The sequence below is a fragment of the Niallia sp. FSL W8-1348 genome (assembly GCF_038006745.1).
GTDB classification, from domain to species: Bacteria; Bacillota; Bacilli; order Bacillales; family Cytobacillaceae; genus Niallia; species Niallia alba.
Genome location: NZ_JBBOVV010000001.1, coordinates 1,039,302 through 1,054,172, shown reverse-complemented (window position 1 = coordinate 1,054,172; position 14,871 = coordinate 1,039,302). Strand labels below are relative to the sequence as shown.

15 protein-coding genes are annotated in these 14,871 nt (G+C 36.3%); 8 read left to right on the top strand and 7 right to left on the bottom strand.

Annotated elements, in window-relative coordinates; all coding sequences use genetic code 11:
- Positions 1-122 precede the first annotated feature (122 nt).
- The 5 genes from NST60_RS04985 to addA all read left to right on the top strand — a co-directional run bounded on the left by NST60_RS04985 (position 123) and on the right by addA (position 10,042).
- Positions 123-1,064, top strand: a complete 942-nt coding sequence (locus NST60_RS04985) for an LCP family protein (RefSeq protein ID WP_169188088.1) — start codon at positions 123-125, stop codon at positions 1,062-1,064.
- Positions 1,065-1,438: 374 nt separating this feature from the next.
- Positions 1,439-2,059 (top strand): TVP38/TMEM64 family protein, encoded by a 621-nt coding sequence (locus NST60_RS04980; RefSeq protein WP_016202020.1) that lies wholly within the window; start codon positions 1,439-1,441, stop codon positions 2,057-2,059.
- A 39-nt stretch (positions 2,060-2,098) separates the two neighbouring features.
- Positions 2,099-2,653, top strand: a complete 555-nt coding sequence (gene lepB, locus NST60_RS04975; protein WP_016202021.1) for a signal peptidase I — start codon at positions 2,099-2,101, stop codon at positions 2,651-2,653.
- Between the two features lie 167 nt (positions 2,654-2,820).
- A complete protein-coding gene (addB, locus tag NST60_RS04970) occupies positions 2,821-6,312 on the top strand; it encodes a helicase-exonuclease AddAB subunit AddB (protein WP_016202022.1) in 3,492 nt (1,163 codons plus the stop codon).
- Positions 6,299-10,042, top strand: coding sequence for a helicase-exonuclease AddAB subunit AddA (gene addA / locus NST60_RS04965; protein WP_169188089.1), 3,744 nt, complete (start codon positions 6,299-6,301; stop codon positions 10,040-10,042). Before addB ends, addA begins: the two co-directional genes overlap by 14 nt.
- A gap of 368 nt (positions 10,043-10,410) precedes the next feature.
- Here the strand turns inward: addA and NST60_RS04960 are convergent, their stop codons facing one another.
- Entirely contained in the window at positions 10,411-10,629 is a 219-nt protein-coding gene (locus tag NST60_RS04960; protein WP_016202024.1) for a spore germination protein, read from the bottom strand.
- Between the two features lie 37 nt (positions 10,630-10,666).
- Complete coding sequence (locus NST60_RS04955; RefSeq protein ID WP_016202025.1) at positions 10,667-10,885, bottom strand: spore germination protein; 219 nt, start codon at positions 10,883-10,885, stop codon at positions 10,667-10,669.
- Positions 10,886-11,049: 164 nt separating this feature from the next.
- Here NST60_RS04955 and NST60_RS04950 point away from each other — a divergent pair, with 164 nt between their 5' ends.
- The gene (locus NST60_RS04950; RefSeq protein ID WP_205835580.1) at positions 11,050-11,214 is read left to right on the top strand and encodes a hypothetical protein; all 165 of its coding nucleotides are present in this window, start codon (positions 11,050-11,052) and stop codon (positions 11,212-11,214) included.
- Positions 11,215-11,291: 77 nt separating this feature from the next.
- Here NST60_RS04950 and NST60_RS04945 read toward each other — a convergent pair whose 3' ends face one another.
- Genes NST60_RS04945 through NST60_RS04925 form a run of 5 tightly spaced genes read right to left on the bottom strand, consistent with a single transcriptional unit; the run spans position 11,292 to position 13,135 of the window.
- Positions 11,292-11,804, bottom strand: coding sequence for a spore germination protein GerPE (locus tag NST60_RS04945; protein ID WP_169188091.1), 513 nt, complete (start codon positions 11,802-11,804; stop codon positions 11,292-11,294).
- Positions 11,805-11,806: 2 nt separating this feature from the next.
- A complete protein-coding gene (locus NST60_RS04940) occupies positions 11,807-11,986 on the bottom strand; it encodes a hypothetical protein (RefSeq protein WP_016202027.1) in 180 nt (59 codons plus the stop codon).
- Positions 11,983-12,618: a spore germination protein GerPC gene (gene gerPC, locus NST60_RS04935; RefSeq protein ID WP_016202028.1), complete on the bottom strand. Its 636-nt coding sequence runs from the start codon at positions 12,616-12,618 to the stop codon at positions 11,983-11,985. Before gerPC ends, NST60_RS04940 begins: the two co-directional genes overlap by 4 nt.
- 32 nt (positions 12,619-12,650) lie before the next feature.
- Complete coding sequence (locus NST60_RS04930; protein WP_016202029.1) at positions 12,651-12,890, bottom strand: spore germination protein GerPB; 240 nt, start codon at positions 12,888-12,890, stop codon at positions 12,651-12,653.
- Positions 12,891-12,913: 23 nt separating this feature from the next.
- Positions 12,914-13,135, bottom strand: coding sequence for a spore germination protein (locus NST60_RS04925; protein ID WP_016202030.1), 222 nt, complete (start codon positions 13,133-13,135; stop codon positions 12,914-12,916).
- A 280-nt stretch (positions 13,136-13,415) separates the two neighbouring features.
- Here NST60_RS04925 and NST60_RS04920 point away from each other — a divergent pair, with 280 nt between their 5' ends.
- Both NST60_RS04920 and NST60_RS04915 read left to right on the top strand, forming a co-directional pair.
- Positions 13,416-14,321 (top strand): fumarylacetoacetate hydrolase family protein, encoded by a 906-nt coding sequence (locus tag NST60_RS04920; protein ID WP_169188092.1) that lies wholly within the window; start codon positions 13,416-13,418, stop codon positions 14,319-14,321.
- A gap of 67 nt (positions 14,322-14,388) precedes the next feature.
- The gene (locus tag NST60_RS04915; protein ID WP_016202032.1) at positions 14,389-14,727 is read left to right on the top strand and encodes a DUF1516 family protein; all 339 of its coding nucleotides are present in this window, start codon (positions 14,389-14,391) and stop codon (positions 14,725-14,727) included.
- The last annotated feature ends 144 nt before the right edge of the window (positions 14,728-14,871 follow it).

Below are 14,871 nucleotides of genomic sequence, written 5' to 3'. Positions count from 1 at the left end.
AAGGGGTTAGATAATAAGTAGGATTTTACATAGAAAAGAAGGTCTATATTTTTGTGCAAAGGTTACAATTGATAATAATACATGCTTAAAAACGATTATGAATATGGAAAGGATTAAATGAAATGGGGAGAACGGAATATAGAAAAGGAAAGAAAAGAAGGAGATTACGAAAAGGAAGAGTCTTCTTTCTATTCCTCATTCTATTTATATTATTTGCAGGGATATATAGTATTTTTCAATTTAAACAAGGAGAAAAGCAATCATTAGGTAAACTTGGTGTGGATGAGGTTAAATATGAATTTAATGGGGAAGAGGATATTAACGGAGGAACGAATATTCTTTTACTAGGAAGTGACCAGCGTAAAGGAGAAACACAATCTCGCACAGACACGATAATGATTGCCCAATATCATCCAGATAAAGGTACATATAAAATCATTTCCTTAATGAGAGATATGTATGTAGAGATACCAGGATATGGACAAGGTAGGATTAATACAGCTTATACAATTGATGGTCCTGAACTACTTAGACAAACAATCAAACAAAATTTTGATATAGATTTGCAATATTATGCCATTATTAATTTTGAAGGATTTGAAGCAGTTATTGATGAAGCCTTCCCGAATGGCGTAGAAATCGATGTAGAAAAACAAATGTCAAAAAATATTGGTGTTACGTTAGAGCCAGGAGTACAGCATTTAAATGGAAAGCAGTTATTAGGATATGTTCGTTTCCGCCATGATGCAGAATCTGACTTTGGAAGAGTAGCGAGACAGCAAAAAACGTTACAAGCAATCGCTGATCAAGTTTCTGCAGTCCAGACATTTGCTAAGCTACCAAAACTTGCAGGGGTAATTATGCCTTATATAAATACGAGCATGGACACGGGAGATATGCTGTTTATCGGAAAAGATTTATTAACTTCAAAAAATCACGAGGTAGAATCATTACGAGTTCCTGTAGATGGAAGCTTCCAGGATATGAAAGTGAACGGAGCCGCTGTCTTATTGATTGATTTAGAAGCGAATAAAGCAGCAATAAAAGAATTTTTAGCTCAATAATTCGGATTTTTTTTAACATATTCTTTATATTTAGATAGTAATAGATGAATTAAAATGGAATAGTCAGGTAGAGTTATCCCACTCTTAACGGACAGTAAAACTCCCGCCTCGAACTGATGAGAATATGAGGAAGATCAACTGTCCGTAAAGGTTCGAATGGTTCAACTAACCATCAGTGGGGGAGGAAGGAAAACCCCCACTGATGGAAGTTTCACTTTATTTTGTTCATTGAAATGCTATAAGTAAATTGTTTAGTTAGAAGAGGAAAGGTACAAGGAATCCTTACGTTTTTTAATGGGATTCATTGAAACGAACTTAATTAAAAGAATACACATACGAAAAGATGCGTAAGTTATACAAGGGGTTTTGTGCTCATGGATATCAACTTAATTAAAGAATGGTTTACGCTTGAAAAAATAATGGATTTAATAGATAGTTATCGTTCATTTGGACCGTTGCCAGGTGTCTTATTGCCAATGATAGAAGCGTTTATCCCTTTTTTGCCGCTTTTTGTTTTTATTATGGCTAATGTAAATGCATTTGGATTTTGGCTGGGATTTCTATATTCATGGGCTGGAACAATTTTAGGAGCATTGCTTGTATTTTCGATTATAAGAAGATATGGAAAAAAAAGATTACTAAGGTTTTTAAGTAATCACAAAAAGGTGCAGAAACCAATGATTTGGATTGAAAAGCATGGATTTGGTCCCTTGTTTTTGCTTCTATGTTTTCCGTTTACACCTTCTGCCCTTGTAAATATAGTCGCTGGTTTGTCGAGAATAAGTACGAGCCAATATGTTCTCGCAGTAATTGCAGGAAAGCTAGTTATGATTAGTACAATTAGCTTTATCGGTTATGATTTGAAGTCAATGATTACTCAGCCGTTACGTACGATTCCTGTCGTAATTGCGATCTTTATTCTTTGGGTTATTGGAAAAAGGATCGAGATAAAAATGAATAGTGCAGGTATAGATGAGAAAGAGAGAAGCCATTAGAAAATATGGTCTGTAAATTTTGTTTGGAGGAGATAGAGGTTGAAAGAAGCAATAAAGAAAGAAAGCATAGAATGGTTAAAGGCATTTGCGATCGGGATTATCATCTTTGTTATAATTCGTGCTTTTTTCTTCTCCAATTATGTAGTGGAAGGTGAATCGATGATGCCAACATTACAGGACGGAAATAAATTAGTTGTTAATAAAGTTGGTTATAAAATGACTGATTTTAATCACTTTGATATTATTGTTTTTCATGCTAACGAAAATGATGATTATGTGAAACGAGTAATTGGCATCCCTGGAGATAAAGTAGAATATAGAGATGACCATCTATTTATAAATGGGAAAAAGTATGAGGAGCCTTTTCTAGATGATTACCGGAAACAAGTATCTACCGGAAGATTAACTGGGAATTTTACGTTGGAAGAGATCACGGGAGAGGTTACGGTGCCAAAAGGAAAATTATTTGTATTAGGGGACAATCGTTTAGGAAGCTGGGATAGTCGACATTTTGGTTTTATTCCGATTGATCAAGTAGTTGGAAAGGTAAGTTTGCGTTATTGGCCATTTAATGAAATACAATTTTCCTTTTAGTTTTGCTGGATTAAATGAGAACTCAAAATTGGGTTCTTTTTTTTCGTTACTTATAGGAAGAGAAAAAATATCCAGTATCACTTTTCTATGGAAACATGTGTTTCTATGATATGATGTTATTTACATATAAAATATTATTGAGATAAAGAAAAAGGGGGGAGCATTGGATGAGTGTTCGTTTATTACTAGGTCGATCTGGTACCGGAAAAACAAGGTTTTGTATAGAAGAAATCCAAGCGAAACTTGCCGAAAATCCGGAAGGCAATCCCATTATTTACATCGTTCCAGATCAGATGACCTTTTTATCCGATCAGCGTTTACTATCTGGTTCCGAGGTGCAAGGAATGTTTCGGGCGCAAGTATACAGTTTTACCCGTCTTGCATGGAGAGTATTGCAAGAAACAGGCGGAATCAGTCGCTACCATATAAATAGCATGGGCGTAAGTATGCTAATTCGAAAAATTATTGAAGAGAATAAGAATGAACTAACCCTTTTCAAAAAGGTTGCCGATAAAAACGGATTTATTGATCAAGTAGAACAATTGGTCACAGAATTTAGAAGATACACGGTTACTCCAGACGAACTATTATCGACGAAAGAGCAGTTGGGGGAAACAAAAGAATCTACAAAAGCATTAATGGATAAAATAAGTGATCTTGAATTAATATATGAAAAATTCGAAGCAAGAATTGTTGGGAAATATATCGATGGAGAGGATTATTTCCGTTTGCTTGCAGAAAAGATTAGCGAATCTTCTTATTTACAAAATGCAGAAATTTATATTGATGGTTTTTACAGTTTTACCCCACAAGAATATTTAATCATTCAACAGTTAATGCATATATGTGAACGAGTGACAATCACAAATACATTAGAACCGTTATCTTCCCAAATGGATGATTTAAGTTTGTTTCGTATGACGACTGAATCTTTCCAAACAGTCCAGACGATGGCAAAGCAATTAGGAGTGGAAGTCGAACTTGTAAAGTTCAAAGAATCAAAAAAGAATAGCCATCCATCGTTAGCATATATAGAAAGTCATTTTGACAGTAGACCAGCAAAAGCTTATAAAGAAGAAACAACAATCACATTTGCTGAAAGTATTAATCCTCGAGCAGAAATAGAAGGAATCGCACGTGAAATAATCAAGCTTGTTAGAAATAAGAATTACCGCTATCGAGAGATCAGTCTGCTTTCTCGTAATTTGTCTACATATCAGAATATTATGGAGACTGTTTTTAGAGATTATCATATTCCTTTCTTTATTGATCAAAAAAGTAGAATGCATGATCATCCTTTAGTGGAGTTAATTCGATCATCTTTGGAAATTTTTGAAACAAATTGGCGCTATGAGCCCGTCTTTCGGTCGATAAAGACAGAATTACTATTTCCTCTTCATGAACGCAAAAATAATATTAGGGAAAAAGTAGACAGGCTTGAAAATTATTGCCTTGCCTATGGAATAAAGGGAAGCAGGTGGACTTCAAAAGAACGCTGGAAGTATAGAAGAATCAAAGGGCTAGAATTTGATCAAGGTGTTCAGACAGACGCAGAAAAGGAATTCGAGCAAGAATTAAATGAGTTGCGCCTCTCTTTAACTGCGCCGTTAATTCGGCTTCAAAATCGTTTGAAAAGAGGGAAAACAGGTAGAGCAAAATGTGAAGCATTATATTTATTTTTAGAAGAACTTGAAGTACCAGTGAAAATGGAACACTGGAAGAATGAACTAGAGGAAAAAGGAGAGTTAGTAAAGGCTGGAGAACATGATCAAGCTTGGAATAGTATAGTAGATTTACTAGATCAATTTGTCGAGATACTAGGGGAAGAGGAGTTTTCAATAAAGCAATTTGCAACTGTTATTGGTGCAGGCTTGGATACATTAAAATTTTCCCTAGTCCCTCCAGCATTGGATCAAGTATTGATCGCTGATTTAGAACAATCGCGTTTAAATGATATAAAAGTTGCGTTTGTCATTGGTCTAAATGAGGGTGTTTTTCCATCAAGATTCCAGGATGAGGGCATACTTGCGGATAGTGATAGAGAAGCATTACAACAAAAAGGCATGAAGCTTGCTCCTACTAGTAAAACAAGACTGTTAGATGAGGAGTTTCTTGCCTACAAAGCATTTACAACGCCATCCGATCATCTTTACTTAACTTACCCGCTGGCAAATGATGAAGGAAAATCTATTTTGCCATCTACTTATATCAAAAGAATGCAAGATTTATTTCCTAAAGCGACAACCATCTATTATATGTCAGATCCAAAAGAACTGTCAGAAGAAGGACAGTTAGATTATGTAGTTCATTTTCAAACAACCTTATCTTACTTAACAGGGCAGCTTTATTTAAAGAAAAGAGAGTATCCAATTTATGATTTTTGGTGGGATGTTTACAATGAATATATCGGACATCCAAACTGGAAGGAACCAGCCAAAAAAGTATTTTCTAGTTTAACCTATCAAAATAAAACGGAGCAATTATCGGAGCAAACAAGCAGCGAGTTATATGGGGAAACTATTTCAGCCAGTGTTTCAAGAATGGAATTATTTCACGCGTGTCCATTTTCACATTTTGCAACCCATGGATTAAAGCTTCGAGAACGGCAAGTATATCGCTTAGAAGCACCTGCTATAGGGGATTTATTTCATGCTGCTTTAAAATATATTGCAGAAACGGTTATGCATAAAGAGTTAATGTGGTCTAGCTTAACGAGGGAGCAGTGTGAAAGATTAGCAAGAGATGCGGTAGATATGTTAGCACCGAAATTGCAAAATGAGATACTACTTAGCACTAATAGACATCATTATATAAAAAGAAAGCTAGAGCAAATTATTAGCAGAGCTTCACTTATTTTGAGCGAGCATGCCAAACATAGCGGATTCGCACCAATCGATTTAGAGCTTGAATTTGGACCACAAGGTAAGCTGCCGTCTATTTCTTTTCCGTTGAAAAATGGCACAAATATGAATTTAATTGGCAGAATCGATCGTGTTGATAAAGCAGTTGTTGGTGATGAAGTATATTTACGAGTAATTGACTATAAATCAAGCGGCCAAGAATTGAATATGAACGAAGTATATTATGGTTTATCCTTACAGATGCTTACTTATTTAGATTTAATCATTACAAATAGCACGATTTTAGTAGATAAGGAAGCGAGTCCAGCTGGAGTACTATATTTTCATGTTCACAATCCGATGATTTCAAGTAAGAAAATATTAACGCTAGAAGAAATTGAAGAAGAGCTATTAAAGAAATTTAAAATGAATGGACTAATGCTTGGAGAAGAACGAGTCATTCAATTAATGGATGAAACGTTGGAAAAAGGGAATTCTCCGATTGTACCAGCTGGCTTTAAAACAGATGGAACTCTTACAAAAGCGTCTAAAGTAGCCACTAGAGATGACTTTAATGAAATGCAAAAATTCGTTCGTCACAAATATAGGGATTCAGGAAATAAGATTATTAGTGGCGAAGTAGGAATTGAGCCATATCGATTAAATGATAAGAAGCCTTGTACTTTCTGTTCCTTTAAGTCTGTTTGTCAATTTGATGAAGCGCTGGAAACAAATCAATATAGACAATTGCCAGCCTATTCAAAGGAAGAGGTGCTGCAATTAATCAGAGAGGAGGCTAATACAAGTGAAAGAGATTAAGATACCGGACAAACCAGCAGATGTTACCTGGACAGACGATCAATGGAAAGCGATTATGTCTAGCGGGCAGGACATTTTAGTTGCTGCAGCAGCTGGTTCTGGTAAAACAGCTGTATTAGTAGAAAGAATGATTCGAAAAATAGTATCTGATCAGCCTATAAATGTCGATGAATTGCTTGTAGTTACGTTTACGAATGCATCAGCAGCGGAAATGAAGCACCGGATTGGCGAGGTATTGGAAAAGGAAATTAACGCAAATCCAACGTCGCAGCATTTAAAAAGACAATTGGCGCTTTTAAATAAAGCTCATATTTCTACAATTCATTCTTTTTGTTTAGAAGTCATTCGAAAATATTATTATGTCATTGATTTGGATCCAGGCTTTCGAATTGCCGATGAAACAGAAGCGCAATTGTTAAGAGATGAATGTTTAGAAGATCTTTTTGAAGAAGAATATGGAAAAGAAAACAATGTTGCATTTTTTGATCTAGTAGATGCATTTACGAACGATCGTAGTGACGATGCTCTCCAACGTATGATTCAAGAAATCTATGATTTTTCTCGTGCTAATCCATTCCCGTCTGCTTATTTACAGTCTTTAATCAAGATGTATGCTATCGGTGAAGATACGGACATTATGGAATTACCATTTATGCAGCATTTAATCGATGATGTGGAGCTACAACTAGAAGGAGTAAGAAAGCTGCTTGAGTATGGCTATGAATTGACACAGCTTCCAGGAGGACCTGCTCCGCGTGCTAGTAATTTCTTGGATGATTTAGAAATAGTGTCTATCCTAGAAAAGGCAATGGCTCATTCTTGGGGAACATTATATGAGGCAATGCAGTCCTTAAAGTTTTCTCGAGCAAAGCCATGTAAAGGAGACGAGTATGATCCCGCGCTAATAGAAGAAGGACAAAGAATCAGAGATCGCGCGAAAAAAATATTGCAAGAATTGCAAAGTGATCTATTTACAAGAAAGCCGCAAAGCTTTTTAAAAGATATGGCGGAGATGAAGCCACATGTGGAGACACTTGTTTATCTTGTGGCAGCGTTTGGGGAAAGATTTCAACAAGTAAAAATGGATAAAGGATTAGTGGACTTTGCCGATTTGGAACATTATTGTCTAGCAATCTTAAGTCAGATTGGAGAAAACACTACAGCACTTATCCCATCAGAAGCAGCATTATTTTATCGAAATCAGTTTAAAGAAGTTCTTATAGATGAGTATCAGGATGTCAATCTAGTTCAGGAATCGATTCTAAAGCTAGTAACAAAGGATATTGAGTCTGAAGGAAATCTCTTTATGGTTGGGGACGTAAAACAGAGTATTTATCGATTTCGATTGGCAGAACCGAACTTGTTTTTAGCCAAATATCTTCGTTTTCAAGAGCGCGAGGATGCTGGTTTTAAAATTGATTTAGCGAAAAACTTTCGAAGTAGAAAAGAAGTATTAGAAGGAACCAATTTTCTCTTTAAGCAAATTATGGGAGTGAAAGTAGGCGAAATTGAGTACGACGAAAGTGCAGAGTTAAAGCTAGGTGCAAGTTATCCAGAAGAAACTCCTTACCCAATTGAAGTTGCTTTAGTAAATCAAAGCACGGAAATTAGTGATGACAGTGAAAGTGAAGGAGAGACAACGGGACTTGATGCAGCAGAGCTTGAACAATCACAACTGGAAGCTAGGGTCATCGCCGAAAAAGTAAAAGAATTATTTGAAACAAACCAAGAGGTATATGATGCAAAGCAAAAAGCATATCGACCAATTCGCTATAAGGATATGGTTATCCTATTAAGATCCATGACATGGGCTCCACAAATTATGGAAGAATTAAAGCAATATAACATACCGACCTATGCTAATTTAACGACCGGCTATTTTGAATCAACAGAAGTGGATATTATGATGTCCTTATTAAAGGTTATTGATAATCCATATCAAGATATTCCGCTTGCTTCGGTTCTTCGCTCCCCAATTGTTGGTTTATCGGAAGAGGAGTTAAGCAGGCTGCGAATTGCGAAAAAGCAAGGAGCGTTTTATGAATCCATTCAGGCATTTATTCATTCGAGCAGTCAGAAAGAAGAGGTTCTGTATGAAAAAATAAGACCGTTTTTTGATCGACTTGCTGACTGGCGCTCGGAAGCAAGAAGAGGCTCATTATCGGAGTTGATTTGGAAGTTATATCGAGAAACATACTTTTATGATTTTGTTGGTGGATTACCAGCAGGAAATCAACGTCAGGCAAATTTGCGTGCACTTTATGATAGAGCACGTCAATATGAAGAGACATCATTTCGTGGCTTATTCCGCTTCCTTCGATTTGTGGAGCGAATGAGAGATCGAGGAAATGATTTAGGAGCAGCAAGAGCCTTAACGGAACAAGAAGATGTTATTCGGATCATGACAATCCATAGTAGTAAAGGTTTAGAATTCCCATTTGTTTTTATAGCAGGGATGGGACGTAATTTCAATACAATGGATTTAAGAAAGAATTTTTTATTAGATAAAGATTTAGGCTTCGCTACAAAATATATCGATGCAAAAAAACGAATATCTTATCCATCTCTTCCGCAAATTGCTTTTGCAAAAAAGAAAAAAATGGAGCTACTTGCAGAAGAAATGCGGGTCTTGTATGTTGCTTTAACTCGAGCGAAGGAAAAACTTATTTTAATAGGTGCTGTAAAGGATATAGAAAAAGCAAAACAGAAATGGGCGCAAATAGCGGGACATTCCAATTGGCTTTTAAATGAATTTGATCGTGCCCAAGCGAAGTCTTATTTAGATTGGATTGGTCCTGCATTAGTTAGACATCGTGACAATACATGGATTCATTTAGAAAGCTGGAGTGAAAAAGAAGCAATCTCTGTTCACCCATCTAATTGGGAAGTAAGGATTCTTCAAAAAGAAGAGCTTTTGAGTCGATCAGTGGAAGAAGAAAATAAAGAAAATGAATGGTTGGAAAAGGTAACAGAAGGAAAAAGAATGGAGAGTACTTCTACCTATAAAGAAGCAATCAAAGAAACATTTGCATGGTCATACGCTTCTAAAGAAAGCACTTCTCATCGATCGAAGCAGTCGGTATCTGAATTGAAGCGCCAAGGAGAATTACGTGATGTTCAAAGTGGGATAGAACTTGCAAAAGCGTGGAAGCAAACGGTTTGGAATCGCCCTAAATTTATGCAGGAAAAAAAATTAAGCCCAGCAGAAATCGGAACCGCTATGCATATGGTTATGCAGCATATAGTGATAAAAGAAGAAGTAACAGAAGCTAGTCTGAATCATTTAGTAGAGGATATGGTCAAAAAGGAATTATTAACGATCGACCAAGCGGAAGTTATTGATATTTCCTCTATTCTATCCTTTTTCCAATCTCCTTTAGGAAAAAGAATGCAACAGGCACCAAAGCTTGTACGAGAAATCCCGTTTAATATTGCCTATCCAGCGAGTCGAGTATATGCAGACTGGAAAGGAGGCGAGGAGCCGGTTCTCGTGCAAGGGATAATAGATGTATTCTTTGAGGATGAATTAGGTACAGTATTGCTTGATTATAAAACAGACACGATATCTGCTCGATATAAGGGTGGATATGAAGAAGCTAAACCAATATTGGAATCACGCTATAAAGTCCAAATAGAGCTTTATACAGAAGCATTAGAAAAAATCTTAAAACGAAAAATTGAAGAGAAATACTTATTCTTCTTTGATGGTGCTCATGTGCTTAAGCTATAAATGTTTTTAAAAACTAACCTAAAAAGACAGCCAGACTAATAGTGGAGATCACTGAAAAAGTTTTTTTCGTGCGAAATGAAGAGCAAGTATATTTGAAAGTGAAAATAAGGTTGGTTTGGAGAGGCGTCCGCTCGACTCCTATGGGAGCTGCGAGAAAGTCCGAGACCCCGCAGGAACGTAGTGACGAGGAGGCTTGGCGCTCGCCCCATGGAAAGCGAGCGGACGCCTCGGAAAACAAATCCATCATCTTATGTTTAAAAAGTGGCTATTGCCCATCATCATTAACTAGCCAGTTTTTCAGTGCCCTCCTAATAGTGCGGGATGCTTTTTTAGATTAAAGAAAAATGTTTTCCTAAAGAACATTCTTATCAATTATTGTCAGCTATTGGTTGATCCACACCGCTGCCATTTGTATAATTGCTGGAATTGATTGCATTATTGGTGATAACAAACGCACCGTTATTACCGGTACCTGAGCCTATCGTTGCTTTTGAATTGTCCTTAGGCGAGATAAATAAGGAATCTCCGAATTGAACAATTCCTGCTCCTGTGTTAACAATTTGAATCGGACCTATTATAGCAGGCATGATTCTTTCCTCCCTAAAAAAATTAATGATTCTATGCTTAGTTATTTGCAACAACTGGTTGATCAATTAAACTAGTGTCTACATAGTTACTAGCGTTCAATCCGTTATTTGTAATAATAAATGCTCCAGTATTGGAGGTACCTGAGCCTAAAGTTGCCTTGGAATTCCCTTTAGGAGAAATAAACAACGAATCTCCAAATTGAACAATTCCTTCCCCCACGTTAACAATTTGTACTGGTCCTACGATTGCAGGCATTTTTTAACCTCCTTGTTTCGTATCTTTATCCCACCCTTAACGGACTGTAAGACTCCCCCCTCAAGCTTATGAGAATACGAGGGAGAAAGGTGGAGATCAACTGTCCGTAAAGGTCCAATTGGTTCAACTAACCATCAGTGGGGGATGAAGGAAAACCTCCACTGATGGAAGTTTCACTTTATCATGTTGATACTTCATATTTAGCCAGTATGAACGAAACAGTAAAACCATATTTTAATAGCATTGCAGGTTTGGCTGAAAAACTGGATATATTGGCTGATAAAGCGATTGATTTGGCTGAAATCATTAAGCTTTTGGCTGATATTTAGAAGTTTAACCGAAATAGCCCTATTGGTTCCATGCATAATCGCCCTAAATGGAAAGAATATAGATTGAGATTACACTTTTATTGTTCCTGCTCTGGCCCCACCCCTGAAAAAGGCGATCCCATAATATCTGTACCGGTAACAGAAACGGGACTTTCAGAGGTTGGGATACCTAATTGGCTAGGTTCATTTAATTGAATCAAATTATCCCCAACTTCTGTTGCTATCGATTGCTCGATTTGGCGAATATGCTTAATTCTTGCTTCTGTATACATATGACGACAATTTCCTATTTGTAATAAGGAAGAAGAGGATATACCTGTAATATCTATATGATGAACTTTAATAATGGGTTTCACATTTTCAAAATGACATTCTACATTTTCGATAATCGGTATTAAAGGGATAGGTTCCTTAAAGACATCATACTCTTCGTAAACACCTTCTGTTCCATAAAAGAGTTCCTGTTGTCTTTGAACAGCTAAAGCTCGTGAAAAAGCTTGATGATAAGTAGCGTCCCCAATTTCCACAATCGAAGAAAAGGATACTGTCCTGACCTTCACTGAATCGACAACAGATGTACGCTGTAACATAATTAAATTTTCGGATGCAGTGGAACAAAGGGACCGATTATTAGTGATTCAGCTGGTGTATCAAATGTAGAAGCTAATTGGATTGTTTGGGCATCGCCAACAAGGCAAATAGAGGAACTTGCAACCCCAATAATATTGATATTTCCTACTTGAAGCTCTCGGTTGTATACTTGAAAATTCATTCATTTCCACTTCCCTTCATATTATCTGGTATATGGCTTAGGAATAGGTGAACCCCGTTTTCCATTTCCTCCTTTAAAGCTTGGATAATTGCTTCGTTCGATAAATTGTTTCCATTTTGTTTGCGATTGGCACCTTGTTGTAAATAATATTGAATTCTTGTTGGCAATTGTTTGTTGATGTCATCTTGAATAAAAGTGACATAAGATTCTTCTTCTGGCATATTTAGTTCTGTTTGTTTTTTTCGAATGATGTCAGGCAGTTCTAGTTGAATAAATTGATTCATTTCCTCTTCTATATCCATGGATCGGTTCATCATTTGCTTTGGATCGATGGGCGGATAGAAAGGGGCATGCGGCTGATTAATTGGTGAATTTTGATTAATCGCAAGCTCTTCAATATTGCTTAGATCTTCTGGATTAAGACCGATATTTAGTGTTCCTTCTAATGTTTCCACTTTTAATTGATCAAAGCTGTAGTCAATTCGATCAATATGAACAGTAGGTTTTTCTTTTATAGTTGTTAGATCAATGGTTAAGGCAGCAACTTGCTTTTCTAAATCTTTTATCCTTTTTTCAAGCAACTGTAAATAATTACGCATTTTTTCACTGTATTGGTAGAAATCATAAGACAATTCTATCCCCCTTTCCTTATTGCAAATCTTTCCTATTTTCGAGGAGCTTGCAAGGGAACTGCAGGTGAGAAAACCGTTTCTTCATCTGCAATGTTTAATCCAGGCTGATCTGGCTTAAGTTCGGGAGCTGATTCGGTGAATCCGCCTGTATTGTATAAATAAGAGGCAGGTTTAATGATACCGGCGCTACCTATTTGTAATACAGAGGAGTTTGAGATACCTCCGATTTTAATCGTGTTAATGACTATGGATTGTTGGATAAAATAATTCATTTACACATCACCCTTTAGTCTACTTACGCATTTCCTGCAATTGGTTGATCCAGACCGTCGTTATCATACGTATTAGTAGAACTACGATAGTTAGTAACTTTTAATCCATCACCTGTATTAAAAGAGCCAGATCCAGAAAAAGTCTTCGCATTAGAGATAGGCATCATTTTATAAACATCGCCAATATTAAAAATAGAGCTACCCCCAACAGATATGACTTGAGCTACTCCAACGATTGCTGGCATATTCAACATCCTTTATACAATATTCTTATACATACTATGGAACACAACAGAATAGGTGATACATTTACCTAGATAGATAAATTCTTCTCCTAATTAACTTATTCTTATGAATGGTTGTACTATGACTAGAAATCTGTCCATAAGCAAGCGGAAAATAATTGTGTTAGGTAGTTAATTATCTTGATGAGTTTAAGCAAGTCTTTTTTCTATTTGGAAAAAGCATTTAGAAAGTTTATAATTTTCTTAAATGATTTTAGTCATAAAAATGGGGGGAAGAGAAATGAAGTTTGCGACAATTTCTTTAGAAGAGAAAATTTTGGTAGGAATAGTGGATGAAAATGGAATAGTGCCATTGAATGATGCGGAAGAAAAGCGTACAGGCAGACGCCCCTATGCAGAAGACTTAGTTACATGTATGGAACAAGAAGACTTTTTAAATAATGTAAGAAGTTTAATTCATTGGATAGAAGAACAAAATGATCAAGCTAATTTTTATATTCCAATGGAAAAGGTGAAGTTCTTAGCCCCTATCCCGAGACCGAGAAAAAATATCTTTTGCGTTGGGAAAAACTATGTAGAACATGCAATAGAAATGGGAAGTAAAGAAGATATTCCTAAGCACGTAATGGTCTTTACAAAAGCTCCGACAACGGTTATTGGACATCTGAATGATGTTCTAGAACATAAAGAAGTAACCGAACAGCTTGATTATGAAGGTGAACTTGCAGTTGTTATTGGGAAAAGAGGAAAGGGGATTGAAAAGGAGAAGGCATTGGATTACATATTTGGCTATACTATCTTAAATGATATTACAGCAAGAGATTTGCAGAAGAAACATAAGCAATTTTTCATTGGAAAAAGCTTGGACACGAGTGCTCCGATGGGGCCATGGATTGTGACAAGTGATAGTATAACAGATCCCAATTCATTAAATATTACTACAACGGTAAATGGAGAAGTTAGACAGCAATCTAATACTACGCATTTTATTTTCCCAATCGAAGAGGTTATCAGTGTATTGTCTAAAGGAATGACGTTAGAGCCAGGGGATATTATTGCAACAGGGACACCTGCTGGAGTAGGGAAAGGATTTAATCCGCCTCGGTTCTTAAAGGCAGGAGATACCATTGAAATATCGGTTGAAGGGATTGGCACTCTTATAAATAAAGTAGCAAGAGATAAGTAAAGAGTCGAAAATAGAGGAAATGAAGCGATATATGTTAAAATAATGGAGAAAAGGAGGGGGAATATATATGAGTTCAACAGATGCTCATGTACTGACGTGGATTATTGGGCTAGTTCTATTTGCCTTATCATTCGGTTTACATAAAGCTGGAAAAGAAAAGGGAAGTAAAATCCTACATATGGTGTTACGGGTTGTATACATTCTTATTATTGGTTCTGGGATTGGCTTAATCGCAAAAACAGGGATGGATTTCATGCATACGATAAAGATGCTTGTAGGTATTTGGGTTATTGGCATGCTTGAAATGGTACTTATTCGCACAAAAAAAGGGGAAAATACAAAAACACTATGGATTTTATTGGTAGTTTCCTTTATTCTCGTATTAGTGATTGGATATAGTATTTAATAGAAACAACGAGAGGGCTTGTAGAAGAGATATCTTTTACAAGCCCTTTTATAAAAGGGCCATTTTTTAAAGAAGTGTTGCTTTCAATAAGAATAATATTAATTACTCAGGATTGCCGGTAATGAGCAATAAACTCTACGAAAA

Bases quoted from the DNA above. Each gene is read 5' to 3' on its own strand.
- NST60_RS04985 (WP_169188088.1), top strand. From the start codon at position 123: ATGGGGAGAACGGAATATAGAAAAGGAAAGAAAAGAAGGAGATTACGA.
- NST60_RS04980 (WP_016202020.1), top strand. From the start codon at position 1,439: ATGGATATCAACTTAATTAAAGAATGGTTTACGCTTGAAAAAATAATG.
- addB (WP_016202022.1), top strand. From the start codon at position 2,821: ATGAGTGTTCGTTTATTACTAGGTCGATCTGGTACCGGAAAAACAAGG.
- NST60_RS04960 (WP_016202024.1), bottom strand. From the start codon at position 10,629: ATGCCTGCTATAATAGGTCCGATTCAAATTGTTAACACAGGAGCAGGA.
- NST60_RS04955 (WP_016202025.1), bottom strand. From the start codon at position 10,885: ATGCCTGCAATCGTAGGACCAGTACAAATTGTTAACGTGGGGGAAGGA.
- NST60_RS04950 (WP_205835580.1), top strand. From the start codon at position 11,050: ATGGAAGTTTCACTTTATCATGTTGATACTTCATATTTAGCCAGTATG.
- NST60_RS04945 (WP_169188091.1), bottom strand. From the start codon at position 11,804: ATGTTACAGCGTACATCTGTTGTCGATTCAGTGAAGGTCAGGACAGTA.
- NST60_RS04940 (WP_016202027.1), bottom strand. From the start codon at position 11,986: ATGAATTTTCAAGTATACAACCGAGAGCTTCAAGTAGGAAATATCAAT.
- NST60_RS04930 (WP_016202029.1), bottom strand. From the start codon at position 12,890: ATGAATTATTTTATCCAACAATCCATAGTCATTAACACGATTAAAATC.
- NST60_RS04925 (WP_016202030.1), bottom strand. From the start codon at position 13,135: ATGCCAGCAATCGTTGGAGTAGCTCAAGTCATATCTGTTGGGGGTAGC.
- NST60_RS04920 (WP_169188092.1), top strand. From the start codon at position 13,416: ATGAAGTTTGCGACAATTTCTTTAGAAGAGAAAATTTTGGTAGGAATA.
- NST60_RS04915 (WP_016202032.1), top strand. From the start codon at position 14,389: ATGAGTTCAACAGATGCTCATGTACTGACGTGGATTATTGGGCTAGTT.